At 67.4% G+C, this 24,801-nt stretch carries 20 protein-coding genes; 15 read left to right on the top strand and 5 right to left on the bottom strand.

All coding sequences use genetic code 11. The annotated features are described in order from the left end of the window. Nucleotides 1–9 precede the first annotated feature (9 nt). From ACYVF6_RS15145 to ACYVF6_RS15090, 12 genes are read left to right on the top strand one after another with little or no spacing between them, the layout of a single operon-like run. Nucleotides 10–981, top strand: coding sequence for a dihydrodipicolinate synthase family protein (locus ACYVF6_RS15145; protein ID WP_460521501.1), 972 nt, complete (start codon nt 10–12; stop codon nt 979–981). Continuing rightward, entirely contained in the window at nt 950–2,938 is a 1,989-nt protein-coding gene (locus ACYVF6_RS15140) for an ABC transporter substrate-binding protein (protein ID WP_460521499.1), read from the top strand. The genes ACYVF6_RS15145 and ACYVF6_RS15140 overlap by 32 nt, the downstream gene beginning before the upstream one ends. Nucleotides 2,939–2,977: 39 nt before the next feature. Then, nucleotides 2,978–3,976, top strand: coding sequence for an ABC transporter permease (locus tag ACYVF6_RS15135; protein WP_460521497.1), 999 nt, complete (start codon nt 2,978–2,980; stop codon nt 3,974–3,976). A 3-nt stretch (nt 3,977–3,979) separates the two neighbouring features. Continuing rightward, nucleotides 3,980–5,134 carry an ABC transporter permease gene (locus tag ACYVF6_RS15130; protein WP_460521495.1) on the top strand — a complete coding sequence of 385 codons (1,155 nt, stop codon included), beginning with the start codon at nt 3,980–3,982 and terminating at the stop codon, nt 5,132–5,134. A 24-nt stretch (nt 5,135–5,158) separates the two neighbouring features. Then, nucleotides 5,159–6,175: an ABC transporter ATP-binding protein gene (locus ACYVF6_RS15125; protein WP_460521493.1), complete on the top strand. Its 1,017-nt coding sequence runs from the start codon at nt 5,159–5,161 to the stop codon at nt 6,173–6,175. Beyond that, on the top strand, nt 6,172–7,161 hold the full coding sequence (locus ACYVF6_RS15120) for an ABC transporter ATP-binding protein (protein WP_460521491.1): 990 nt from the start codon (nt 6,172–6,174) through the stop codon (nt 7,159–7,161). The genes ACYVF6_RS15125 and ACYVF6_RS15120 overlap by 4 nt, the downstream gene beginning before the upstream one ends. Continuing rightward, on the top strand, nt 7,161–8,210 hold the full coding sequence (locus ACYVF6_RS15115) for a sialidase family protein (RefSeq protein WP_460521489.1): 1,050 nt from the start codon (nt 7,161–7,163) through the stop codon (nt 8,208–8,210). Before ACYVF6_RS15120 ends, ACYVF6_RS15115 begins: the two co-directional genes overlap by 1 nt. Beyond that, nucleotides 8,210–9,595 carry a DUF5060 domain-containing protein gene (locus tag ACYVF6_RS15110; protein WP_460521487.1) on the top strand — a complete coding sequence of 462 codons (1,386 nt, stop codon included), beginning with the start codon at nt 8,210–8,212 and terminating at the stop codon, nt 9,593–9,595. The genes ACYVF6_RS15115 and ACYVF6_RS15110 overlap by 1 nt, the downstream gene beginning before the upstream one ends. Before the next feature lies 1 nt (nt 9,596). Beyond that, nucleotides 9,597–12,527, top strand: coding sequence for a DUF5605 domain-containing protein (locus tag ACYVF6_RS15105; RefSeq protein ID WP_460521485.1), 2,931 nt, complete (start codon nt 9,597–9,599; stop codon nt 12,525–12,527). After that, nucleotides 12,524–13,969 (top strand): ABC transporter substrate-binding protein, encoded by a 1,446-nt coding sequence (locus tag ACYVF6_RS15100; RefSeq protein WP_460521483.1) that lies wholly within the window; start codon nt 12,524–12,526, stop codon nt 13,967–13,969. The genes ACYVF6_RS15105 and ACYVF6_RS15100 overlap by 4 nt, the downstream gene beginning before the upstream one ends. Before the next feature lie 37 nt (nt 13,970–14,006). After that, nucleotides 14,007–15,176, top strand: coding sequence for an enolase-like domain-containing protein (locus ACYVF6_RS15095; RefSeq protein WP_460521481.1), 1,170 nt, complete (start codon nt 14,007–14,009; stop codon nt 15,174–15,176). A gap of 36 nt (nt 15,177–15,212) precedes the next feature. Beyond that, a complete protein-coding gene (locus tag ACYVF6_RS15090; protein WP_460521479.1) occupies nt 15,213–16,418 on the top strand; it encodes an SGNH/GDSL hydrolase family protein in 1,206 nt (401 codons plus the stop codon). 12 nt (nt 16,419–16,430) lie between these two features. Here ACYVF6_RS15090 and nhaA read toward each other — a convergent pair whose 3' ends face one another. From nhaA to ACYVF6_RS15075, 3 genes are all read right to left on the bottom strand, one after another. Continuing rightward, nucleotides 16,431–17,654 (bottom strand): Na+/H+ antiporter NhaA, encoded by a 1,224-nt coding sequence (nhaA, locus tag ACYVF6_RS15085; RefSeq protein WP_460521477.1) that lies wholly within the window; start codon nt 17,652–17,654, stop codon nt 16,431–16,433. 92 nt (nt 17,655–17,746) lie between these two features. Next, nucleotides 17,747–17,896, bottom strand: a complete 150-nt coding sequence (locus ACYVF6_RS15080; RefSeq protein ID WP_460521475.1) for a hypothetical protein — start codon at nt 17,894–17,896, stop codon at nt 17,747–17,749. Between the two features lie 111 nt (nt 17,897–18,007). Next, nucleotides 18,008–18,739 carry a Rossmann-fold NAD(P)-binding domain-containing protein gene (locus tag ACYVF6_RS15075; protein ID WP_460521473.1) on the bottom strand — a complete coding sequence of 244 codons (732 nt, stop codon included), beginning with the start codon at nt 18,737–18,739 and terminating at the stop codon, nt 18,008–18,010. Nucleotides 18,740–18,791: 52 nt separating this feature from the next. Here ACYVF6_RS15075 and ACYVF6_RS15070 point away from each other — a divergent pair, with 52 nt between their 5' ends. Both ACYVF6_RS15070 and ACYVF6_RS15065 read left to right on the top strand, forming a co-directional pair. Then, nucleotides 18,792–19,400 (top strand): TetR/AcrR family transcriptional regulator, encoded by a 609-nt coding sequence (locus tag ACYVF6_RS15070; RefSeq protein WP_460521471.1) that lies wholly within the window; start codon nt 18,792–18,794, stop codon nt 19,398–19,400. A gap of 145 nt (nt 19,401–19,545) precedes the next feature. Continuing rightward, the gene (locus ACYVF6_RS15065; protein ID WP_460521469.1) at nt 19,546–20,676 is read left to right on the top strand and encodes a Gfo/Idh/MocA family protein; all 1,131 of its coding nucleotides are present in this window, start codon (nt 19,546–19,548) and stop codon (nt 20,674–20,676) included. A gap of 38 nt (nt 20,677–20,714) precedes the next feature. Here the strand turns inward: ACYVF6_RS15065 and ACYVF6_RS15060 are convergent, their stop codons facing one another. Then, nucleotides 20,715–22,154, bottom strand: a complete 1,440-nt coding sequence (locus tag ACYVF6_RS15060; RefSeq protein ID WP_460521467.1) for a GuaB1 family IMP dehydrogenase-related protein — start codon at nt 22,152–22,154, stop codon at nt 20,715–20,717. 131 nt (nt 22,155–22,285) lie between these two features. Here ACYVF6_RS15060 and ACYVF6_RS15055 point away from each other — a divergent pair, with 131 nt between their 5' ends. After that, nucleotides 22,286–22,894 carry an LURP-one-related/scramblase family protein gene (locus tag ACYVF6_RS15055; protein ID WP_460521465.1) on the top strand — a complete coding sequence of 203 codons (609 nt, stop codon included), beginning with the start codon at nt 22,286–22,288 and terminating at the stop codon, nt 22,892–22,894. Between the two features lie 46 nt (nt 22,895–22,940). On the opposite strand, the gene ACYVF6_RS15050 is transcribed toward ACYVF6_RS15055, so the two are convergent. Further along, complete coding sequence (locus ACYVF6_RS15050; protein ID WP_460521463.1) at nt 22,941–24,749, bottom strand: polysaccharide deacetylase family protein; 1,809 nt, start codon at nt 24,747–24,749, stop codon at nt 22,941–22,943. Nucleotides 24,750–24,801: the final 52 nt, after the last annotated feature.

Below are 24,801 nucleotides of genomic sequence, written 5' to 3'. Positions count from 1 at the left end.
AGTGCACCCATGACGGATCAGCGTCTGTTCGGCATCGTTCCCCCGATCGTGCTGCCGATGAACGAGGCGGGCGGGCTCGACTCCGATTCGCTGGAGCGGCACGTGAGCCACCTGGTCGACGCCGGCGTGCACGGCCTCTGGGTGAACGGGTCGACCGGCGAGTTCCACGCACTGGATGCCGACCAGCGGGCGAGCGCGGTTCGCCAGGTCTGCAAGGCCGCGAGCGGAGCGGTTCCGGTGGTGGCACACGTGGGCGACACATCGACGACCTTGACCATCGCCAACGCGAAAGCAGCGGTCAAAGCCGGCGCCGACCACATCTCGGTAGTCGCGCCGTACTGGACCGACTTCAGCCAGGCGGAGCTGCTCGGCCACTACCGCAAGATCGCGGCGGCCATCGGCACTCCGGTGTTCGTCTATCACCTGCCGAAGCTGAGCAAGATCGGCTTGACGGTCGAGTCGATCGTGGAGCTGGCCACCGAAGGCACGGTCGTCGGCGTCAAGGACAGCTCGAGCGACATGGGCTGGTTCCGTCGCCTGCTGCGCAGGACGAGGGAGCTGGAGCTGCCGCTGCGCTTGTTCACCGGCGGCGGCAGCATGACCGACCTCGGCTTGTTCCTCGGTGCGGACGGCGCGATGCCGGCGATCGCCAACCTCACACCGCGGCACCTGGTGGCCATGTACGACGCGGCCCGGGCCGGCGACTGGGAACGCGTACGTGCCGGGCAGGAGCAGCTCGAAGTCCTGATCGAGGCCATGCAGCTGCCCCGCCGGGCCGGGAGCCTGTCGGCGGTGGTGGCGACCTACAAGTACGTACTCGCGGCACTCGAGCGCATCGACGGCGCCCACGCGGCCGAACCGCTGCTGCCGCTGAGCGGGGACGAAAAGGAACGCCTCGACAGGTTGGCGGTTCCGCTCATTCATCAACTGGAACGCGGGAGTGGTAACGATGCCACAGCACAGATCAATAGCACGACGTGATCTCCTGTTCGCAGGCTCCGGCCTGCTTCTGACGGCTTCGGTCGCCGGCTGCAGCTTCTTCCAGACCGAAGCCGTCCAGAAGGACGGACCCGGCAAGAAAGCGTCGGCAGCCGACCAGGAGTCCCCCATGCTGGCCGCCCGGGTCAGGGCCGGCAAGCTCCCGGCCCTGGAAAAGCGCTTGCCCAAGAACCCGATGGTCGTCAAGCCGCTGGACCAGAGCGGTGTCTACGGCGGCACCTGGCGCTCGGCCATGGTGACGCAGGAGGACACCCAGTGGCTGAAGAACACGCTCGGGTACGAGCCGATCGTGCGCTGGAAGCAGAAGTGGACGGGCTCGCCGGGCACCGACGAGATCACCGCGAACATCGCGGAGTTCGAGGAGAAGCAGGGCGGACGCGAGTTCGTCTTCAAGCTTCGCGAGGGCCTGAAATGGTCGGACGGCCGGCCCTGCACTGCCGACGACATCCTGTTCGCGTTCGACGACTCCTCGGTCTATGAGGAGCTGCACCCGGACGGTGTCTACGAGCTCTGGACCTCCGTCTCCGGCAACCCGGCCAAGGCCACCAAGATCGACGAGCGCACGGTGAGCTTCGTGTTCGAGGAGCCCAAGCCCGGCTTCCTGAACGAGTTGGCCTCGAACGTCGGCCTCACGCTGCCCAAGCACTACCTCGAGCAGTTCCACAAGAAGTACAACCCGGACGTCGACACACTGGTGCAGGCCGAGAAGCTCAACGACTGGCTGCAGCTGTTCCAGGCCAAGAGCGACCTGCTGGCCAACGCCGAGCTGCCGAGTCTCAACCCGTGGATCCTGACCGCGGCGCTCGGCGACGGCAACGCGATCACGGCCGAGCGCAACCCGTACTACTGGAAGGTCGACGAGCAGGGCCGCCAGCTGCCCTACATCGACAAGTACCACTGCGAGATCCTGCTCGACGTCGAGGTCGAGGTTCTGAAGATCCAGAACGGCGAGCTCGACATGCAGATGCGCAACTTCATGACGATCCGGAACAAGCCCGTCATCGCGCGCAGCCGTGAGAAGGGCGACTACGAGATCTTCGAGGTCGGCATCGAGGGCGTCAACAACATGGTCATCGGGTTCAACCAGACCCACCCCGATGCCGGCAAGCGAAAGCTCTACGCGAACAAGGACTTCCGCGTCGGGCTGTCGTACGCCATCAACCGGCAGAAGATCATCGACACCATCTACGGCGGCCAGGGCGTGCCGTGGCAGTGCGCGCCACTGCCGGGCTCACCGGTCTACGACGAGGAGACGGGCAAGCAGTTCACGGAGTACGACCCGGGGAAAGCCAACCAGTTCCTGGACAGGACCGGCTACACCGAACGCGACGGCGACGGGATCCGGATCGGGCCGAACGGCAAGCCGATCTCCGTCCCGGTGCTGGTCTCCTCCGACATGGCCGACCAGGTGGACGCACTGGAGTTGGTCAAGGGCGACTGGCTGAAGGTCGGTGTGAAGCTCAACGTCCAGCGGGTCGCGGAGACGTTGTACTGGGAGCGCGTCGAGGCCGGTGTCGCCGACGCGGGCACGTGGACTGGTGGCGACTTCGAGGTGCGGGCGACCCAGGGCTCCAATCACTACTACGTTCCGTCCAACCCGCGTGGGTCGTCGCGCTGGGGCAACAAGTGGGCGTTGTGGTACCGCAGCGACGGCAAGGAGGGCGAGGAACCGCCGGCCGACGTCAAGCAGGCCCTCGAGATGTTCGACAAGATGCGGTTCACCTACGACCCGGACGAGGCGAAGGCCCTCGGGAAGCAGATCCTCGCGCTGTCGAAGGAGCGGTTCCCCTACATCGGCATCTGCCAGCCGGGTGCGACGTACGGCATCGTCAAGAACACGTTCCACAACGTGCCGAAGAGCATGCCCGGCGACGTCGGCTACCAGCCGCCCGGACCCACCAACCCGGAGCAGTACTTCATCTCCGAGAGCACGAAGTAGCCGGACACCAACGCTAGCCGAGGAAGGGAAGCGATCGGGATGGGCGCGTACATCGTGCGCAGGATCGGCCTGATGGTGCTCACGTTGATTGCCATCTCGATCGCCACCTTCGCCGTCATCAACCTCCCACCGGGCGACTACGTGTCGACATTGCAGGCGCAGGCGGAAGGCCGGGGCGAGGAGATCGCGCAGGAGCGGCTGGCCGCGCTGCGGGAGCGGTACGGCCTTTCCGAGCCGTTCGTCGGGCAGTACTGGAACTGGATCTCCAACATCGTCTTCCACGGCGACTTCGGAGAGTCGTTCGCCTGGAACAAGCCGGTCTCGTCGCTGATCTGGAACCGTGTCGCGCTGTCGTTCTTCCTGTCGATAAGTACGTTGATATTCGTCTGGGCGGTCGCGTTCCCCATAGGCATCTATTCGGCGGTCAGGCAGTACTCACCAGGTGACTACACAGCCACGCTGTTCGGCTTCATCGGAATGGCGATACCGGAGTTCATGCTCGCGCTGGTGATGATGTATGTCGGCGTGCGATATTTCGGTCAGAACGTGGGCGGGTTGTTCTCACCGGAGTACCAGGATGCCGTGTGGAACCTCGGCAAGGTGATGGACCTGCTGTCCCACCTGTGGGTGCCGATCATCATCATCGGCATGTCGGGCACGGCAGGCACGATCCGCATCACCCGGGCCAACCTGCTGGACGAGCTCTACAAGCCGTACGTCGTGACCGCGCGGGCCAAGGGCCTGCCGGAGTGGAAGTTGCTGCTGAAGTATCCCGTGCGGATGTCGCTGAGCCCGTTCTTCAGCACGGTCGGCTGGCTCCTACCCGGCCTGATCAGCGGCGAGACGATCGTGTCGATCGTGCTCAGCCTGCCGACGACCGGGCCGCTGCTGTTCGGTGCGGTGGAGAGCCAGGACATGTATCTCGTCGGCAGCTTCGTGCTGATCCTCAGTGCGCTGACGGTGATCGGCACGCTGCTCAGCGACCTCGCGCTGACCTGGTGGGACCCACGCATCCGCTACCAGTACCAGGGGGACTGACCCATGGTCGACGCACAGCTGGAACAGACGGCACAGTCCGCGCAACCGACGACGCCGGCGGCCGGTGGACGGAGTCCGAAGCGCGTGCGCAGCGCGTCCCAGTGGCGGCTGGTGTGGCGGCGGTTTCGCAAGCACCGGTTGGCGATGGCCGGATCGGTCGTCGTCTGCCTGATCTACTTCGTCGTGATCTTCGCGGAGTTCCTCGCGCCGGCGACCACGGTGGCACAGCACGAGAAGTACGCCTACGCACCGCCGCAGAAACTGCACTATCACAGCCAGGGCTCCGGGTTCGGCATGTATGTCTACGGCTACGACGTGAGGCGCGACCCGGAGACGTTCGAGCTGACGTTCACCGTCGACGAGTCGAACAGGATCCCGGTCGGCCTGTTCGTCCGCGGCGACGAGTACCGCCTGTGGGGCCTGATCCCGATGGACCGGCACCTGATCGGGCCGAAACAGGCCGGCGACCCGTTCTACCTCTGGGGCGCGGACCGGGCGGGTCGCGACATGCTGTCCCGGATCATCTACGGCTCCAGGGTTTCGCTGTCGATCGGCCTGGTCGGCATCGCGGTGAGCTTCGTTCTCGGGCTCATCTTCGGCGGTATCTCCGGCTATTACGGAGGCAGGGCCGACGCGCTGATCCAGCGGATCATCGAGTTCCTGATGGCGGTGCCGACGCTTCCGCTCTGGCTGGCGCTGTCAGCCGCGGTGCCGTCGGACTGGGGTCCACTGACGCGCTACTTCGCGATCTCGGTGATCCTGTCGGTGCTCGGCTGGACCGGCCTGGCCCGGGTCGTGCGCGGCCGATTCCTGTCGCTACGTGAGGAGGACTTCGTGCTCGCCGCCCGGCTCGACGGCTGCAGCCGGAACCGGATCATCTTCAAACACATGGTCCCGTCGTTCACCAGCCATGTCATCGCGTCCTTGACAATGGCGGTGCCGGGCATGATTCTCGGTGAGACGGCGCTGAGCTTCCTCGGACTCGGGCTCCAGTCGCCGGCCGTCAGCTGGGGAGTTCTGCTGCAGGACGCGCAGAACATCCGGACGGTCGAAACCGCGCCCTGGCTGATGCTTCCCGGTGCGGCCATCTTCGCGACCGTACTCGCGATGAACTTCGTCGGAGACGGGCTACGCGACTCCGCGGACCCGTACAAGTAGGCCTACGAGCAGGAGGGAGGCAGCATGCGCACTGGCGAAGCCATTCTGGAGATCCGGGGGCTGAAGACCCAGTTCACCACTGATGACGGGCTGGTCCGCGCGGTCGACGGCGTCGACCTGGACATCCGGCGCGGCGAGACGCTCGCCGTCGTCGGTGAGTCCGGCTGCGGCAAGAGCATCATGGCGCGTTCGGTCCTCCGGCTCGTCGACAAGCCGGGACGCGTCGTCGCCGGTGAGGTCAACGTGCCGGCGCCGCCGAACGGAAAGGCCGGTGCCAACGGGCTGATCGACCTGCTGAGGGCCGACAAGCGCGTGGTCCGCGGCGTGCGGGGCAAGCGGATCGCGATGGTGTTCCAGGAGCCGATGGCGTCGCTGAGCCTGGTGCACACGGTCGGCAGCCAGATCATCGAGCAGGTCATGTTGCACGAGCCGATGACCAAGGCGCAGGCCAGGCAGCGTGCGATCGAGCTGCTCGGCCGGGTCGGTATTCCCGCACCCGAACGCCGGATCGATGCCTACCCGTTCCAGCTGAGCGGCGGCATGCGACAGCGCGCGGTGATCGCGATGGCGCTGTCGTGCAAGCCCGAGTTGCTGATCGCCGACGAGCCCACGACCGCGCTGGACGTCACGACCCAGGCCCAGATCCTCGAGCTGCTGAAGGACCTGCAGCGGGAGTTCGGGATGGCGATCATGATGATCACCCACGACATCGGCGTGGCCGCTCAGGTGGCCGACCGGATCGCGGTGATGTACCTCGGCCTGGTCGTCGAGAGCGGCGACGTCGTGACGATCCTGCGCTCGCCCAAGCATCCGTACACCCAGGCGTTGCTGCGCTCGGTTCCGAAGCTCGGCTCGCGAGACCGGCTGCAGCCTGTCCGCGGCATGGTGCCGGCGCCGTTCGACCGGCCGGAGGGCTGTCCGTTCCACCCGCGTTGCGACGAGTTCATCGCCGGCCGGTGTGACGTCGCGCTGCCACGGATGCTGACACCCGCCGACGGCCACGAGGTGCGGTGCGTGCTGTACGAAGGAGTAGGCCAATGAGTGAGCCTGAGCCTGCAGCGCCGGTACTACAGCTGCGTGGACTCACCAAGCACTTCAGGGATGTCCGGGCGGTCGACGGCATCGACCTGGAGGTCGCGCCGGGCAGGACGCTCGGCCTGGTGGGCGAGTCCGGCTGTGGCAAGAGCACGCTCGGCCGCTGCGTGGTGCGCGCGTACGAGCCGACGAAGGGCGAGATCCGCTACCGGCAGCCCGACGGCTCGGTCGTCGACCTGTCGACGTTGTCGGAGAAGCAACTCAAGCCGTACCGCTCGCAGCTGCGGATGATCTTCCAGGACCCGTTCTCGTCGCTGAACCCACGGATGACGCTGCTCGACATCATCGGCGAGCCGCTCAAGGTGAACAAGGTCGCTTCCGGCTCGGCAGTCGAGGACATCGTCGCCGGGCTGCTGGAGCGGGTCGGCCTGCGTCCGGAGTATCTCCGGCGCTATCCGAACGCGTTCAGTGGTGGCGAGCGCCAGCGGGTCGGCATCGCGCGTGCACTGTCGCTCGCGCCCCGGGTCGTGGTCGCCGACGAGGCGGTCAGCGCGCTGGACGTCTCCGTACGCGCCCAGATCCTCAACCTGCTGAAGGATCTGCAGGCCGACTCCGGACTCACCTATATCTTCATCTCGCACGACCTTGGCGTGGTGGAGTACATGGCCGACGAGGTGGCCGTGATGTACGTCGGCCGGGTCGTGGAGCTGGGCACCACCAACGAGCTCTACGTGCGGCCCCTGCACCCGTACACCGAGGCGTTGCTGTCGGCCGTGCCGGACCCGGACCCGACCGCCCGCGAACGCGAGCGGATCGTGCTGCGCGGTGAGGTCGCCGACCCGTCGAACGTCCCGCCCGGCTGCCCGTTCCATCCGCGTTGCGCCTACGCCGAGGACATCTGCAGAACCGAACCGCCGACCTTCCGTGAGGTCGCACCGGGCCGCCGGGTGGCGTGCCACTTCGCCGAGGAGCTCACGCTCAAAGGAGTTTGATGTTCACCGAAACGCTGCTACCCGTGAAGTACGCGCAGGACAGCCACGCGGCGACGCTGCTCGAGCTCGACGGCGGCGACCTGCTGTGCGCCTGGTTCAACGGACCGGGCGAAGGCGACCCCGCGACCAATGTCGTGCTCAGCCGGCTGCGTTCCGGCGAGACCGAGTGGTCGCAACCTGTGGAGCTGGCAGCGGATCCGGAGCGTTCGGAGCAGAACCCCGTGCTGTTCCAGGAGCCGGGCGGGCGGATCTGGCTGCTGCACACCTCCACCGAACCGCACGACCAGAAGACGTCCCGCGTCGTCGTGCGGCGCAGCGAGGACGGCGGTGAGTCGTGGAGCGATCCGGAGGTGCTGTTCGACGGGCCGGGGCTGTTCCTGCGCAGCCCGATCGCCGTGCTGGGCAACGGCGACTGGCTGCTACCGGCCTACTACTGCCGCGGCGAAGGACACCACAGCGTCGTGTTGCTGAGCTCGGACGGCGGCAGGAGCTGGACCGAGCACGAGGTACCCCGCAGCCGGCACCGGGTGCAGATGAGCATCGTCGAGCGTCTCGACGGCAGCCTGTTCGCGATGTTCCGCAGCCGGCAGGCCGACCGGATCTACGCCTGTGAGTCGGCCGACGGCGGCCGGAGCTGGAGCACACCGAAGCGGACCGAGCTGGCCAACAACGACTCCTCGATCCAGGTCGCCCGGCTGAGCAGCGGCGAGCTGGTGCTGGCCTACAACGACTCCTCGCTCGAACGCGACCAGTTCCGCTGGGAGCGGCGTGGTGAGGGCTGGCGCAAGAAGCCGTTGCGGACACCGTTGACGCTCGCGCTCTCCGAGGACGGCGGCCGGACCTGGCCGCACCGGCGCAACGTCCAGGTCGCCGACCTCGCCTATCGCGAGAACCAGATGGGCTACTCCTATCCCGCCGTCATGCAGGCCCGCGACGGGCGGATCCACGTCGCGTACTCCTATCTCCGTACGGCGATCAAGCATGTCGTGCTCGATACCGGATGGATCCGGGAGCCGTGGCTGCCGGTCGCCTGGATCAAGGAAGACTGATGACCGAAGTCGAGCGCTGGGGCGTCTACGAGGCCGAGCTGCCCGGACCGGCGGACGGCAATCCCTTCGTCGACGTCACGCTGACCGCGCGCTTCCAGTACCGCAACCGGTTCGTCGAGGTGGACGGGTTCTACGACGGTGACGGGACCTTCCGGATCCGGTTCATGCCCGACCAGCCGGGGGAGTGGAGGTTCGTCACCTCCAGCAACGTGCCCGGGCTCGACGGAGTGACCGGCGAGTTCACCTGTGTACCTGCCGGCGAGGGCAACCACGGGCCGGTCCGGGCTGACGGCACGGGTTTCGTGTACGCCGACGGCACGCCGCACTACTCGTTCGGCACGACCTGCTATCACTGGACTCACCAGGAGGACGAGGCGCACGAGGAGCTCACGCTCCGGGCCCTGGCCGGCTCGCCGTACAACAAGGTGCGGATGTGCGTGCTGCCGACGTCGGCGATGCGTCCGCCCAGGTTGCCGTTCGCCGGCGACACGCCGGGAGAACTCGACACGACGAGGTTCGATCCGGCGTTCTTCGCGCACTTCGAGCGGCGGGTCGGTGACCTGCTCGAGCTCGGCATCGAGGCCGACATCATCCTGTTCCACCCTTACGACAAAGGGCACTGGGGCGTCGACAACATGAGCCGGGACGAGGACGGCCGCTTCCTGCGCTACGTCATGGCCCGGCTCGGCGCCTGTCGCAACGTGTGGTGGTCGATCTCCAACGAGTTCGACTTCAACCAGGCAAAGACGATGGACGACTGGGACTTTCTGCTGAGGTTCGTGCAGCGCCACGATCCGTACCAGCGGCTGCGCTCGATCCACAACGGCACGAAGATGTATGAGTACTCCATCCCGTACGACTTCACCAAGCCGTGGGTGACGCACCAGAGCATCCAGCACTGGAGCGGTGAGCCGGTGACGGAGTGGCTGGCCGCGTGCGCCAAGCCCGTCGTCATCGACGAGATCGGTTACGAAGGCACCATCGACCGCCGGTGGGGCAACCTGACCCCGCAGGAGCTGGTCGAGCGGGTCTGGGAGGGCGTCGTCCGCGGCGGCTTCGTCGGGCACGGCGAGTGCTTCTGGCACCGGCCGAGCGGACCGTGGATCTCGGTGGGCGGCGACCTGTACGGCGAGAGCACGAAGCGGATCGCGTTCCTGCGTGAGCTGGTCGAGTCGGATCCGCTCGCCCGGCTGGAGTACTTCGGGTCGCGGCAGCCGGCCTACGCCGAGCTCGACCTGCCCGAGGACGAGTGCTACGCGGCCGAGCTGATCGACACCTGGGCGATGACGGTGACGCCGTTGCCGGGTCGGCACCTGGGCGTCGCCCGGATTCCGTTGCCCAGGCAGACGTATCTCGCGCTGCGGCTGCGGAAGGTGGGCGGCTGACATGACCGAGCGATGGGGCGTGTTCGAGCTGGAGCTGCCGGCCGAGGGCGGGGACGAGGTCGTCTTCAACAAGGACGGCCGGCGGTTTGTCGCCGGTGCGTTCACCGACGAGCAGGGCGTCCGGCGGGTGCGGTGCATGCCGGATGCCGAAGGCGGATGGCGTTATCCCGGTGGGGAGTTCGTGTGCACGTCACCGGAGCCGGGCAACCACGGCCCGGTGCGGGTCGCGCACGAGACCCGGTTCGCGTACGCCGACGGGACGCCTTACTGGGCGTTCGGGTCGACCAAGCAGCGGCTCGAGGTGCTGCCCGGGCGGCTGGCCGAGACCGAGGCAGCCGTTCGCCGGTTGCTGGCGGACGGGGTCGAAGCCGAGCTGGTGCTGCGCGTTCCGCACTCAGATCTCCCTGAAACCGTGAGCCGGCTGGCCGCGTTCCGCAACGTCTGGTGGTGCCTGCCGGAGGTCGATGCCGAGGCGGCCCGGCTGATCCAGGAACACGACTACGGGCATCACCTGCTCAGCGTGCACGGCCCGGAAGGCACCGACTTCGGCGCACCCTGGCAGACGCACGTGAGCCTGCGTACCGACCAGGTGCGGCTCGCGTCGGTCCTGACCGATCACTACGGCAAGCCGGTCGTGATCGACGACTGCGGGCTGGAAGGCGACCGGCCCGACCCGCGTCACAGCCTGACGCCGCAGGAGATGGTCGTGCGGGTGTGGGAGGGCGTGTGCCGGGGCGGGTACGTGCACCACGGCACGGCCTACCTCGACGACTCGCCGGGCGAGAGCGCGCCGCGGATCGCCTTCCTGCAAGAGCTGCTGGCCGAGGCGCCGGCCGACCTGGCGTACGACCGCGACGACCACTACGCGTCGATGGTGCGCAAGCCCGGAGAGTTCTACCTGCAGTACTACGGCCCGCATCGCTTTCCCGAGCGCACGTTCAGCTTGCCGGAAGGTGCGTACCGCGTCGAGGTGATCGACACCTGGAACCAGACGATCGAGGAATTGCCCGGCACGTACTCCGGCGAAGTGACGGTCGAGCTGCCGGGCCTGCTCTACTACGCGGCTCGGATCACGCGAGCCGACCGGTGGCAGCTCGCCGACCGCACCGGCGAACGGATCGCGACAGTAGCCGGGACGCGGCTCGAGCTGACCCGATCGGGAGACGCTGACCCGTATCTCAGCACTGACCTCGCGGACCTCCTGGTGTACTCCACCAACCGGCCGGAGGTCGATCTCCGGTTGCGGTTCGACGAGCTCGGCCTGCGGATCGACGCGACGTGGCGGAACGCCAGTGGTCAGCCGATCTCGAACCTGGCCGTCGGTCTCCAGCTGACGCTTCCGGAGGGAGCCGGCGAGCACGTCACGATCCCCGGCGTGGTCTACGACAACAACCAGGCCGCGGACCCGTCGCGCGTAGTGCCGAAGCTCGACGACGGCTTGGTCGTCGAGGAGCACCGGTTGCCGATCCCCGGCATCAACGCTGAATGGGACGGGCGCTACCTCAGCCTGCTGGCCGAGCCTGCGGAGGGATCGCTCGGCGCCGGCTTGGACGACCGGCTGTCGTTGGTGGCGATGAGCGGCGTGATCCGATTCAACGGCGAGCCCGACATCTGCTACGTACACAAGGGGAAGACGGAACCGTACAGCGGTGGCTATCTCGACCTTCCCACGGGGGGAACGCTGAGCCGGACCTACTGGCTGGACTGGGGTAGGACGCCGCCGGGCAAAGGTTTCCGCGAGCTGGTCCGGATGGCGCACGAGCGCTTCCAGCCAAGCGGTGCGAGGCCGCACAGCCTCGACGACATCATTCGTTTCAAAACGGTGGCGATGGACGCGCGCTGGACGACGGCAGGCGGATCGGCGGGATACGTCAAGTTCCCCGCGCCGAAGCCGGCGGCCACGCGGCGGAGCCGCATGAACCAGGATTTTCTCTACGGCTGGACCGGTCAGTGCCTGAAGCTGGCGTGGTGTGACGCCAAGCTCGGCCTGCTGCACGACGAGACCGACCGAGTGGAGCGATGCCGGCAGGCGGTCGAGTTCTACCTACGGGGGAGCGGGACCGGTGTTGCCGGTCTGCGACTGCCGACGTACGACGTCGAGGAGAAGGCCTGGAAGCCGTTCCGGAAGGACGGCGTGGATTTCGTGTCCAGCCGTGCGTACGGCGAGACTATCTGTGACCTGATCGACATCATCGCGCTGTTCGGCGCGCATGGCCTGCCGGTGCCGGAGGAGTGGCAGCGTGCGGTCGACGAGGCCGCGGACTTCTTCGGCAGCAGTGCGGGAATGGTCCCGTTCGGCTGGACACCGGCGGGTGAGCCGAGCTCCGATCTCATGTGCGCGGCCGGACTTCCCGCTGTGCTCGCGCTGGCGAAGGCAGGCAGGACCGAACGGGCCGCGGAACTGTTCGCGAACTACCGCGACGTGCCGTTCGCCCGCTCGACGCTCGACGCCGCCTGCGAGGACAAGGAAGCCGGTATCCCGTACCTCCAGTGTGCACTCGAACTGTACGACCGAACCGGCGAGATCGCTTACCTGGAACAGGCTCGCTACGCGGCGGACTGGCTGCTGACGTGGGTCTACGTCTGGAATCCGCCGTACCCGAAGGGCAGCGACCTCGACGTGAGCGGGTTCTCCGCAGTCGGCTGGCCGACCGTGAGCGTGCAGAACCACCACCTCGACGTGTTCTTCCCGATCCACGAGTTCGCCCGGCTGGGTTACGTCGACCTCGCGACCACGATGCTGCACGCCATGGGGCAAGGCATCTGCACCAGGCCCGGCGAGTGGCGGTTCGACGTCGTGGGCGAGCAAGGCGAGGCGTTCTCCCAGACCAACTGGCAGCATCGCGGCAGCGTCAACACCTGGAACCCGTCGTGGGTCATCGCCCAGGTGCTGTCGAACACCCTGCAGTTCACCACCATGGAGGTGTCGTGAAAGCGAAAGGGATCCTTCTGCTGGCTTCGGCCCTGGCGATCGCCCTGCTGGGCGGTCCCGCGGCGTCCGGCCAGCCCGTCGAGGAACAAGCCACGTGCAAGGACGTTCCGAACCGTTACGACCAGCCGTTCTCGGTGTGCGACGACGAGTTCTTCATCTTCGCCGCCAACTACAAGCCGCTGGAGAACTCCGTCACCGAAGCGCGTTCCGCCGAACGGGTCTGGAACGAGCTGGTCGGGAACTCGCTGAAGGCGGCGTTCCCCGACGTGAAGATCAAGTACGCCACGTGGGACTACCCGATCCGTTACGAGGACCTGAAGGCCGCCGGCGTGGTGCCGGACCTGATCATCGAGGATCCGCGCACGAAGATCGACCGTGACCTGGAGCCGCTCGGCTGGGTGCAGGACCTGTCCGGGCAGGTCGACCAGGCGGGCATCGATCTCGGTCAGTTCGACCCGGCGACCGTGGAGCTGGTGAGGTCGCGCTCGGACGGCGGGCTCTACGGCGTTCCGGTGTTCGTCGACGACTATCTGCTGCTCTACAACAAGCAGATCTTCGACAAGTTCAACGTGCCGTACCCCACCAACGGCATGACCTACGACAAGGTCTACAAGCTGGCGGAGAAGCTGACGCGGCAGTCCGGCCGGGACGCCTACAAGGGCTACATGCAGCACCCGGACCAGTATCTCGACTTCAACCAGCTCGGGCTCTATCCGTTCCTGCCGGCCGGGAGCGAGGAGCCGAAGCCGGAGGACGTCAAGGTCGACCTGACGTCGGACGGCTGGCAGCAGCTCGGCTCCAACCTGCAACGCTTCCTGTGGATCCCGCGTAACAACTTCACGACCGTCGACGACTTCCTCAAGGGCGACATGAGCTACCCGGGCCACGTCGCGATGGCGGTCAGCACGCTCAGCAAGGTCAACATGTACGCGCTCAACGAGCTCTACATCGAGGACGGCGAGGAGGAGAACACCGCCGAGCTGGCCAAGAGCATCGACCTCGGCCTGGCCTCGGTGCCGGTGCTGTCGAGCGGCTCGCAGACGACGTACCAGCCCAACACCCGGGCGGCGTTCATCCCGCCGCAGTCCGCCAAGCAGGACACCGGCATGGCGATCGTGAAGTGGCTGGTGTCCGAGGCCGGCCAGGTCGCGCTGTCCAGGCACGGCGTCAAGGGCGTCCTGGAGACGCCCGCGGTGGTCGACTCGTTCGGCGCCGACCTTCCGGAACTTGCCGGCATCGACACCTCGGCCGTCTACTGGGGCGACAACGCCGTGGTGAAGAACTACGAGAACACGGAGTACTGGGACATCCCGACCTACCGCGTGTTCCGGCAGCACGTCCTGAAGGACGGCATGACCGTCGACACGGCGCTGGACGTGACCGAGGTGGAAGACGTCCCGGCCTACATCGCGAGCAAGGCCGGAACCGGCCAGGACTGGTGATGGATAGCTGAGCGGCTGAGCCGGAAGGCTTGTCTCCATGAGAATCACCGACGTCAGGGTGGCCGAGGCGCCGATCGCGTCCAGCATGAGCAACGCCGTCATCGACTTCTCGAAGATGACGGTCTCGGTGGTCGCGATCGAGACCGACGTGACCGTCGACGGTGAGCAGGTCGTCGGCTACGGCTTCAACTCCAACGGCCGCTACGCCCAGACCGGCATGCTGAACCAGCGGATCCTGCCGCGGCTGCGTTCGACGGACCCAGCAGTGCTGTGCGACGCGGTAACCGGCCTGCTGGATCCGGTCGCGGCCCGGTCGGTGATGCTGAGCAACGAGAAGCCGGGCGGTCATGGCGACCGCGCGGTGGCCGTCGGCCTGGTGGACATGGCGTTGTGGGACGCCGTGTCCAAGGCCGCCGGCAAGCCGTTGTTCCGCGTGCTCCACGAGCGGTTCGACCTGGTTGCCTCGCCCGCCGAGTCGGTGTGGGTGTACGCCGCCGGCGGCTACTACCACCCCGGCGGTAGCCTCGACGACCTCCGGGGCGAGATGCGGTCGTACCTCGATCTCGGCTACGTCGACCTCAAGCTGAAGATCGGTGGCGCCTCGCTGGCCGACGACCTGGCGCGGATCGAAGCCGTACTGGGGATCCTGCCGTCGGGCTCGCGGCTGGCGGTCGACGCCAACGGGCGGTTCAAGCTGCGTCAAGCGCTGGCTTACGCAAAGGCGCTGGAGGCGTACGACCTGTTGTGGTTCGAGGAGCCGTGCGATCCGCTCGACTACGCCGGGCACGCGACGCTCGCCGAGGCCTATCCCGGGCGGCTGGCGACGGGGGAGAACCTCTTCTCCGTACAGGAGGTACGCAACCTGCTGCGGCACGGCGGCCTGCGACCGCACCTCGACACGCTGCAGATGGATCCGGCACTGAGCTACGGCGTGTCCGAGTACGCCGAGATGCTCGGCGAGTTGTCGTCGCGCGGTTGGAGTGCGCGACGCTGCTGCCCGCACGGCGGGCACCAGTACAATTTGGCTGTCGCCGCGGCCTTCGGGCTTGGTGGTTGCGAGTCCTATCCCCAGGTTTTCCAGCCGTTTGGCGGCTTCGCCGATGCCATGCCCGTGGAAGCGGGCCGGGTCCGGCTGCCGGAGACGCCTGGGATCGGTATCGAGGGCAAGTCAGCACTCCGGGATGTGATTCATCGCCTGTTCCAATAGATCGTCTAGGTTCACCGGGCCCAAAGGAGGCCGCTCGTGAGACGCGTCGTTCTTCCGCTCGTTTCACTGTTCGCGTTGGTGGTGGGCGCGTGCGCCGCGCCGGTGGACGCGTCGGCGAGGCCGACCAGGCCCGAGCGCCCTGCCGGGCACGCCGTCACGACCTGGGCCGCCGCCGACGACACGACCGGTGGGACGCTCAACGAGATGACGGTGCGCAACATCGTCTACACGAGCATCGGTGGAACCGGCCTGCGGGTGCGGTTGTCCAACGCGCTTGGCGACCAAGCCGTGACGTTCGGCAGTGTCTACGTCGGGGTTCAACAGGAGGCGGCCGCGCTCGTGCCCGGCTCGAACCGCCGGGTGACGTTCGGCGGACGGTCGTCCGTCACGGTGGCGGCAGGCGACGCCGTGCTGAGCGATCCGCTGCCTGGGTACGTCCGGCCGGCGCAGCGGCTCGCGGTCAGCGTGTACTTGCAGGGCGCGAGCGGGAAGCTGACCGCGCACAACCGGACCATGCAGCACACCTACAAGTCGACGGCCGGCGACCACGCGGCATCGGAGTCGGCTTCGGCGTACCAGACGCAGTCGGCGGTGTGGTTCTGGCTGGACGCGGTGGTGGTCACCGCTCCGGCCGGCGTCTCGACGGTCGCCGCGCTCGGCGACTCGATCACCTCGGGCGTGGGCTCGCAGGTGAACGCCAACCACCGGTGGACGGACTATCTGAACGAGCGCCTGCTGCAGTTGCCGGTTCCCCGTCGGCTCGCGGTGGCGAACGAGGGGATCTCCGCCAACCGCGTGCTGAAGGACGGCGTGGGCCGCAGCGCGCAGAACCGGCTCGGGCAGGACGTGCTGCACAAGCCTGGCGTTCGTACGGTGATCCTGTTCGAGGGCGTCAACGACATCGGAGCGGGCGCGAGCGCGGCCGAGCTGATCGCGGCGTACCGCAACCTGGTCGCCGCCGCCCACGCGGCCGGCCGCTGTCTGGTGGGCGCCACCATCACTCCGTTCGGCGGCTCCATCTTCGACGGCGACGACAGCGAGGCCGTCCGTCAGGAGGTGAACGCGTTCATCCGTGGCAGCGGCGAATTCGACGCCGTCCTGGACTTCGACGCAGCCACCCGTGACCCAGCCGACCCGGCTCGCCTGTTGCCGGCGTACTCCGCAGACGGCCTCCACCTCAGCGACGCCGGCTACGCCGCGATCGCCAACTCCGTGGACCTGTCGAAGCTGCGTTGCGGCTGACTCCGGTCGGCCTCACGCGGCCGCGGCCGTTGTCCGGTTGGGTAGACGGCTTCGGCCGCGGTGTCTGAGGAGGAGCGCCGCAAGGACCGCGGCCGCGGTGGAGGCGAGCAGGATGGCGCCTTTGGCGTAGGTGAGATGGGTCGGGCTGGTGTAGGAGAGCTCGGCGATGAGCAGGGAGACGGTGAAGCCGATCGATCCGAGGACGCCGACGGCCGCGATGTCGGCCCAGGCGAGCCGAGGGTTGAGGTGGGCGCTGGTGAAACGGGTGGTTGCCCAGGAGACGCCGAGGATGCCGATCACCTTGCCGGCCATCAGTCCGGCGAGCACGCCCCAGGTGACGGTGCTGGTCCAGATCCCGCCCGCACCGTTCAGGCTGATCCCGGCCGACAACAGCGCGAAGACCGGGAGTACGACACCGGCGGAGATCGGCCGGAGTGCTTCCTCGGCGCGGTGGGACGGCGAGGTGGTCTCGTTGCCGCCGGCCCGGGTCCGCATGAGCAGGCCCATGGCGACGCCGGCGACGGTGGCGTGGATTCCGGAGGCGTGCGCCAGCGCCCAGATCGTCACGGCGAGCGGGCCGTACGCCAGCCAGGCGGGCAGCTTCGCCCGGACGGTGATGGCGAGCCGGCCGGTGCCGTTCTGCAGGTAGCCGAACAGCGCGAGGCCTGCCGCGGCGAGGGCGAGCGGGACGAGGTGCAGGCCGTCGGTGTAGGCGACCGCGATGACGACGACCGCGCACATGTCGTCCACGGTGGCCAGCGTGAGCAGGAACGTGCGTAGCGGACTCGGCAGGTTCCGGCCCGCGACCGCGAGGACCGCCAGCGCGAAGGCGATGTCGGTCGCCATCGGGATGCCCCATCCGGCGGCCGCCTCTCCGGGAGCGCCGAGGTTGATGACGAGGAAGACCAGCGCGGGTACGGCGACGCCGCCGATGGCGGCTGCGATCGGCAGAGCGGCTCGGCGTGGATCGCGTAGCTCGCCGTGGACCAGCTCTTGTTTGAGTTCGTTGCCGACGATGAAGAAGAACACCGCCAGCAGACCGTCGGCCGCCCACGTCTGCACCGACAGGTTCAGGTGCAGGACGGCAGGCCCGAAAGTGAAGGAACGTAGGGCTTCGTAGGTGCCGGACAGTGGCGAGTTCGCCAGGACCAGCGCCACGACAGCCGAGCCGATCAGCAGCGCTCCGCCGACGGCATCCGAACGCAGGGACACAACCAGCCGATGGCGCACAGACATGAGGGACGTCTCCAGGGGGTACGAGGGGTGGCCCGATCTCGGCGGCCGTCGGGCGGTGGGCGTGTCTTCGTGTCTCCGGGTAGCCGGAGAACTCAGCAACCGCTCGGTGGGCAGGCGCTCAGGACCGCGCCCCACGTACTGATGTAGCCGTTCGTGCCGATCGACAGGCGCACCAGGCGGTTCGGCGCCGGTGCGCCGCCACCGATCCTCCACGTCACCGTCGGGATGAGTTGGTCCGGCATCCGGATCTCCCTCTCCCTCGGCGGCCACGACTCGCTGTCCATGTTAACAATCCCCGGTCAAACGCACCTGCCCGTGCGTCGCACCCGACCGCGTCGCTGGGACGGTCGTAGTCACCACGGCACGTCGCCCTGGTCGTTGAAGAATCCGCCGGTGGGTCCGTACTCCTGGGTGGCGAGGTCGACGATGATCCGCGCGCCCTGACCGACAGTGCGGGCTCCCTGGTGCTGGTTGAGGTCGGTGGCGGTGTAGCCGGGCGTGGCGGAGTTGATCCGGAGGTGGGCCAGGCCGGCGTCGCCGGCGAAGGCGCGTGCGTACTGGACGGTGAGCATGTTCAGCGCGGCCTTCGACGCGGTGTAGGCCAGCCGGCTGCCGGCGTCGCCGCCGAAGTCGGTTCCCGCACTGGTGAGGGCGAACGAGGCGGTCGTGCTGGACACGTTGACGATCCGGGGTTTCTCGGCGGCTCTGAGCAGCGGGAGCATCGTGTGGATCACCGCTATCACGCCGAGCACGTTGACGCCGAAGACGTGACGAGCCTGCTCGGCCGTGAGCCCGGTCGCCGGCCCGCCGTCGACTGTGCCGGCGTTGTTGACCAGGACGTCCAGCCGGCCGTACTCGCGGTCGATCCGTTCGGCGACGACTTGCAGGTTGCCCGGATCGGTGACATCGAGCTGGAGCGGCGTGACCACGGCGCCGTCAGCGGCCAGGTCCCGGGCCGCGGCCTCGCCTCGTTCGAGGTCGCGGCTTCCGGCCAGCACGGTCATGCCGTGCCGTGCGAGTTGCCGCGAGGTCTCTTTCCCGATCCCTTTGTTGGCGCCGGTCACGAGGGCCACGAGTTGACTCATGGATTTGATGATACAACGTGTATCGCGAGATACAAGCTGTATCATCGACTGCGTGGACCACCCACCAGGACTGCGAGCGAAAGGCGTGCTGCGCAACAGGAGCAGCATTCTCGACGCCGCCCGCCGGCACCTCGTCGAGATCGGCTATCACCGGCTGAGCCTGGAAAGCGTCGCCGCGGACGCCGGTGTGACCCGCATGACCATCTACCGGCAGTTCGGCTCGAAACTGGGCCTGCTCGACGCGATAGCCGAGGACCTGGCGACCCGGTCGGGCGTAGTCGCGGCTGTGGAACGGGCCGCCGCGCTCTCGCCACCCACCACGGCGTTTCGCGCGCTGATATCCGAGCTCTGCCGTTTCTGGAGCACGGATCCGGAGGTGTTCCGGCGCCTGCTCAGCCTGGCCGCCGTCGACTCCGAAGCGAGTAGCGTCGTGGAGGCCCGAGAGTCCTGGCGGCGTGAGCAGATCGCGTTGTTCGTGGAGCCCGTGGCTGCCGAAGGCCGCCTGCCCGAGCCGTCCGACGCCAACCACGCGACGGCGGTGGTGGCAGCGCTGACGAGCTTCCCGACCTGCGACGAGCTGGCCACCCGCCTCGGCTGCGCCCTCGACGCGCTCGACAGTGTGCTGCTCACCCTGCTCACACCCGTCGTCCGGCTCGACTGAACCTGACGACCAACCTTTGTAGATGGCCGAGGCGTACCCATGGAGGCCCGCCGTGGCCACCTCCGGCCGGATGGCGGCATCCGGCCGGATGGGAGGCGACACTGTCCGGGTTCGCCAGTGACAAAACGGCAGGAGGCAACAGGGTATGGACGTTGTACGGCTTGGCATTGTCGGCGTGGGCGCGCTCGGGCTCCGGGTGCTCGCCCATCTGGCGCAGGAAGACGTGCACGATCGCGTGCGGGTTCGGGCGGTCTGCGATCCGGTGATCGAACGTGCGCAGGCGACGGCCGAGCAGTACAACGTGCCGAAGAGCTACGCCGACCTCGACGAGCTGCTCGCCGACGGTGACATCGACGCCGTGACGATCGCGACGCCGATCGGGTTGCATTATGAGCAAGGGCTGAAGGCGATCCGGGCCGGCAAGCACGTTCACTTCAACAAGACGATGACGACCACCGTCGACGAGGCGGACGCGCTGATCGAGGCGGCCGAGCAGGCCGGCGTTCACATCGTCGCCTCGCCGGGTGAGGTCCTGCTGCCGCAGGTTCAGCGCGTGCGGCAGCTCATCGCCGAGGGCACGATCGGCCGGCTGGCCTGGGCGCTGTGCGGCGCCGCGTTCGGGCACTACCACGAACGCGAGTCCGACCGGCTCACCGCGCCCGGCGGTCGTCCGATCGATCCGAGCTGGTACTTCAAGAAGCCCGGCGGCGGCCCGATGTACGACATGACGGTCTACGCCCTGCACAAGCTGACCAGCGTGCTCGGCCCGGCCAAGCGCGTCACGGGATTCTCCGGCCAGGCAGTGCAGCGCCGTGAGTTCCAGGGCACCGAGGTCGAGGCGACCGCCGACGACAACACCATCGGCATCGTCGACTTCGGCGACAGCCGGTACGCGGTCATCTACGGCACGCCGAGCGGTCTGCCCACCAGCGAGGTCGGCGGTGTCCGTTACTTCGGTACGAGCGGCGTGATCGACGGCCTGCTGCTCAACGGCGAGCCGTTCGAGTTCCCCGGCTCCGACTACGTACACAACGCCGGGCCGAACAGTTTCGTGGCGCAGAAGACGATCCTGCCGCACACCGTCGGCGTGCATCGCGAGCTGATGGAGCCGCACGTCTTCGAGGACGTGATGCAACTGGTCGACTGGGTACGCGAGGACAAGCCGTCGCCGGTGACCGCGGAGCACGCCAGGCACGTCATCGACATCATCGAGTGCGCGTTCCGCTCGTCCGAGACAGGCAAGGCGGAGAACCTACGCACCACGTTCGACTGGTGACAGCGCGCCAGGCTCGTGGAGTCAGCAGGGGGAATGACCTACCAGCTCAGGCCGAGCGGCTTGCCTTCGGCGTAGCCGGACGCGCTCTGCACCCCCACGACGGCGAACTCGCGGAACTGCCCGAGGTCGCCGGCGCCGGCGTAGGCGCAGGCGCTGCGGAGTCCCGCGACGATGCTGTCGAGCAGGTCCTCGACACCCGGACGCTCCGGGTCGAGATACATGCGCGACGTCGAGATGCCTTCCTCGAACAAGCCCTTCCGCGCCCGCTCGAACGGAGTGTCGCCCGTCGTGCGCAGCTGGACGGCGCGCGCCGACGCCATGCCGAAGCTCTCCTTGTACAACCGCCCGTCGCTGTCGCGCACGACGTCACCCGGCGACTCGTGGGTGCCGGCGAACCACGAACCGATCATCACGTTCGACGCGCCCGCCGCCAGTGCGAGCGCCACATCCCGCGGGTGGCGTACACCGCCGTCGGCCCAGGCGTGCTTGCCGAGCCGGCGGGCCTCGGCCGCGCACTCCAGCACGGCGGAGAACTGCGGCCGCCCGACCCCGGTCATCATCCGCGTCGTGCACATCGCGCCCGGGCCGACGCCGACCTTCACGATGTCGGCGCCCGCCTCGACCAGGTCGCGGACGCCATCGGCCGTGACGACGTTGCCCGCCACGATCGGCACCCCAGGATCGAGGCCGCGGACGATCTTCAGCGCCGCGATCATCTTGTCCTGGTGGCCGTGTGCGGTGTCGATCACGAGCAGGTCGACTCCGGCGTCAAGCAGGGATTGCGCCCGCCCGGCGACATCGCCGTTGACGCCGATCGCCGCCGCGACCCGCAACCGCCCTCCGGGATCGAGCGCGGGCGTGTAGAGCGTCGCGCGCAGCGCTCCGGTACGAGTGAGGATGCCCACCAGCCGCCCGCCCGGGCCGACAACAGGCGCGAACCGGTGCCGGCCGTCGTGCAGGCGCTCGAACGCCGACCGCGGATCGATGCCGTCGGGCAACGTCAGCAGCGAATGGGACATCACGGCGTTGAGCTGGGTGAAGCGGTCGACATCGGTGCAGTCGGACTCTGTGACGACGCCGATCGGGCGTTCTGCTTCGTCGACGACGACGAGCGCGCCGTGTGCGCGTTTGGGCAACAGGTTGAGGGCGTCGCCGACCGTCGAGCTGCCCGACAACGTGATCGGGGTGTCGTAGATCAGGTGGCGGCGCTTCACCCAGTGCGTGACGTCGTTGACCACCTCGACCGGAATGTCCTGTGGCAGCACTGCGAGCCCACCACGCCGGGCCATCGTCTCGGCCATCCGCCGGCCGGCGACCGCGGTCATGTTCGCGACCACCACCGGGATGGTCGTGCCGCTTCCGTCGTCGCTCGCGAGGTCGACGTCCAGCCGGGACGTCACCGACGAACGTCTGGGAACCATGAAGACGTCCTCGTAGGTGAGGTCATGCTGGGGCACGGAGCTGGAGAGGAAGCGCATACCTCTATTGAACCTTAAGGGACGAAACCCAGCGGTTCTCGCGCACTGTGGGTGAAGCGCCGAGCGCTACCGGTGATCCCTTTCTTGGATAGTCTTTGCGGACTTATCGGCCCTGGCGCGGGAGGAAGCACGTGGAGCTGCAGTCGCTGAACCGGCTCATCGTGACGCAGAAGCTCACGATGATGGTCAACCGTTACATCGTGACGGCACCGGAGGCCACGGTGACCGACGGCCGGATCACCGGCGACGGCCCGGTGGTGGCGTTCGCCGAGCAGAAGCGCATGACGTTCAAGGAGCAGGTCACTGTCTACACCGGCCAGGACAAGTCGCAGCCGCTGTTCGGCTTCAAGGCCCGGCAGGTGATGGACCTCGGCGCGACCTACGACGTCACCGATCCCGGCGGTAACCCGATCGGCCTGTTCCAGAAAGCTTTCAAGGCCTCGCTCACCCGCTCGACGTGGAACCTCGAGCAGCCCGGCATCGGCGCCATCGTCGGCCAGGAGCGCAGCCCTGGGATCGCGATCCTGCGCCGCGTCTGGGACTTCATCCCGATCATCGGCGACATCCCGGTGCCGTTCATCTTCCACTTCGACTTCCAGCTCGACGGCAAGCCGATGATGTCGGTGGAGAAGCGCTGGGGCTTCCGCGACCGCTACGACGTGACGATTCACGAGCCGGCGCTGGACCGCCGGCTCGTGATCGCCATGGCCGTCGCACTCGACGCGCTGCAGTCCCGGTAAGGAGAGGTAGCAGACCGGACTGGCAGCGGCGCCCAGCCGCACCCGATCAGCTGGACGCGTCGGCCATTGTGTAGTTGTCCGTCGTCAGCGTGCCAACGCTGTCGAGCGTGAGCCCGAACGTCACCGCACGTGTGCCGGCAGGCACCTCAGGTGAGGTCCAGGTCGCCCTGGTGTAGGTCTCCGACGCCGGGAACGTCGGGCTCTGCGTCCAGTAGGACCAGTTGCCTTCGGTGTCCTGGCGGTAGAGCGTGTAGAAGACCGGCGCGTTCGACTTGTAGTCGGCGCCGAACGCGTACGGTGCACCCACGTTCACGACCGGTGCGCAGTTCTCCGAGTCGAACGTCGGGATCAGCTTCGTGTCGCCGTCGGTCAGCGCCGTGATCTCGAGCGTCTGGGCGTACGTTCCGGCCGAAGCGTCCTCGCTCCGGGTCCAGACGACGTTGTTCGCGCCGTAGCCGGCGCCGGTCCAGCAGAACGGGAAGCCGTCCCCGCCGAGCGTCTCGAGCGACGGGTTCTTCAGCGTGTTGACGCCCGGGGGAGCGGCTTCGGCCCCGGGCCATTCGGCGAAGCCGTAGTCGTCGGTCGTCAGTGTGCCGACGCTGTCGAGCGTGAGCCCGAAGCTGGCGGCGACCAGATCGCCGCTCACCGTCGGCGTGAGCCAGCGGGCTTCGGTCCAGGTGTCGGACGGGGCGAAACGCGGGCTTTGCCCCCAGTACGACCACTGCCCGATGGCGTTGCGCTTGTAATACGTGAAGAAGACCGGCGCATCGGACTTGTACCAGGTGCTGGCCGAATAGACCTTGCCCTGACTAACGGGCAATGAGCACGATCCGAGATCGAATGGTGGAAGCGTCTTGGCGTCGCCTGAGGTGTGCGCCGTCATGTTGATCTCGCCGGCGTAGGTGCCGGTGTGTGCGCCGGTTACGCGGTCGAACGTCGCGGTGTTCGTGCCATATCCCGCCTGGGTCCAGCAGGTCGGCAGGTCCTCGGCCGGAGATGGCATCTCCAGTGAGGGATTCTGCACCATGTTCACTTCCGGACCGCCCGGGTCAGGGGGTGCGATGGGTGGCACGGCGGGCTTGACGGCGCCGGACACGACGTAGTTGACCGGCTTCACGACTGTGCCGAGCTCGGCACGAGTCTCCAGCCAGGCAAGGAAGTCGTCGAAGATGGCCGGGCTCACCGAGTCGGGTCCGCAGGCGTCACAGACATTGTGGTAATTGAAAACCACCCACCCGCCGGTGCTTTCGGCGTGAATGACGACATCCTGCAGATCCGCCAGCGTCCAACTCGAGGTGATCTCGTCCGGCGTGCGAATAGCGAATGGATCGACCGGCGGCATGGTTTCGGCCAGATCGCAGTCGGTACAAGTCGTCGGCGTATAGATATCGCCGACGACACGGGCCGAGTTGTAGCCACAGTCCTCGGCAATTTGCTCGGCCGCATTGTTGAAGTCGGCATATGGATAGGCGAACGAAGTGACGTCGAATCCCCACCCGAGAAGAGTATTCCGGTCGGTGCAGACCTGTCTGTTCGCCTCGGTCGGAGAAATCGCCACCAGACTTTGATGGGAGACCGTATGTCCGCCGATCTCGTGTCCCGCGGCGGCCATGCTCTGCAGCTCGGAGAGCGTCATGTAGCCGGTCGTGCCGGTCAAAGCGGAGTTGATGTAGAAGGTTCCGTCCATGCCGTGGTTGTTCAGGATTTGGACGGCGGCGAGGCTGTCGGCTCGCCCGTCGTCAAAGGTCATCGTGACCACGGTCCTTTCGGTCACATCCGCTTGAGCCGGATGGACGTAAAGGAACGAGACCAAAGTCCCCGTGACGGCTACAGCTGTCAGTAGGCGCTTGCGCATGCCGGACTAGGCGCGGGGGTCAACGAGTGGTTACACAGTTCGTCTGCGCCGT

Source organism: Flindersiella endophytica, assembly GCF_054779015.1.
Note: the sequence above shows the minus strand (reverse complement) of the source record. Positions and strands in the feature narration are given on the sequence as shown.

What these genes read in the sequence shown, in the direction of transcription:
- ACYVF6_RS15145 (WP_460521501.1), top strand. Translation starts at nt 10, where the DNA reads ATGACGGATCAGCGTCTGTTCGGCATCGTTCCCCCGATCGTGCTGCCG.
- ACYVF6_RS15140 (WP_460521499.1), top strand. Translation starts at nt 950, where the DNA reads ATGCCACAGCACAGATCAATAGCACGACGTGATCTCCTGTTCGCAGGC.
- ACYVF6_RS15135 (WP_460521497.1), top strand. Translation starts at nt 2,978, where the DNA reads ATGGGCGCGTACATCGTGCGCAGGATCGGCCTGATGGTGCTCACGTTG.
- ACYVF6_RS15130 (WP_460521495.1), top strand. Translation starts at nt 3,980, where the DNA reads ATGGTCGACGCACAGCTGGAACAGACGGCACAGTCCGCGCAACCGACG.
- ACYVF6_RS15125 (WP_460521493.1), top strand. Translation starts at nt 5,159, where the DNA reads ATGCGCACTGGCGAAGCCATTCTGGAGATCCGGGGGCTGAAGACCCAG.
- ACYVF6_RS15120 (WP_460521491.1), top strand. Translation starts at nt 6,172, where the DNA reads ATGAGTGAGCCTGAGCCTGCAGCGCCGGTACTACAGCTGCGTGGACTC.
- ACYVF6_RS15115 (WP_460521489.1), top strand. Translation starts at nt 7,161, where the DNA reads ATGTTCACCGAAACGCTGCTACCCGTGAAGTACGCGCAGGACAGCCAC.
- ACYVF6_RS15110 (WP_460521487.1), top strand. Translation starts at nt 8,210, where the DNA reads ATGACCGAAGTCGAGCGCTGGGGCGTCTACGAGGCCGAGCTGCCCGGA.
- ACYVF6_RS15105 (WP_460521485.1), top strand. Translation starts at nt 9,597, where the DNA reads ATGACCGAGCGATGGGGCGTGTTCGAGCTGGAGCTGCCGGCCGAGGGC.
- ACYVF6_RS15095 (WP_460521481.1), top strand. Translation starts at nt 14,007, where the DNA reads ATGAGAATCACCGACGTCAGGGTGGCCGAGGCGCCGATCGCGTCCAGC.
- nhaA (WP_460521477.1), bottom strand. Translation starts at nt 17,654, where the DNA reads ATGTCTGTGCGCCATCGGCTGGTTGTGTCCCTGCGTTCGGATGCCGTC.
- ACYVF6_RS15080 (WP_460521475.1), bottom strand. Translation starts at nt 17,896, where the DNA reads ATGCCGGACCAACTCATCCCGACGGTGACGTGGAGGATCGGTGGCGGC.
- ACYVF6_RS15075 (WP_460521473.1), bottom strand. Translation starts at nt 18,739, where the DNA reads ATGAGTCAACTCGTGGCCCTCGTGACCGGCGCCAACAAAGGGATCGGG.
- ACYVF6_RS15065 (WP_460521469.1), top strand. Translation starts at nt 19,546, where the DNA reads ATGGACGTTGTACGGCTTGGCATTGTCGGCGTGGGCGCGCTCGGGCTC.
- ACYVF6_RS15060 (WP_460521467.1), bottom strand. Translation starts at nt 22,154, where the DNA reads ATGCGCTTCCTCTCCAGCTCCGTGCCCCAGCATGACCTCACCTACGAG.
- ACYVF6_RS15050 (WP_460521463.1), bottom strand. Translation starts at nt 24,749, where the DNA reads ATGCGCAAGCGCCTACTGACAGCTGTAGCCGTCACGGGGACTTTGGTC.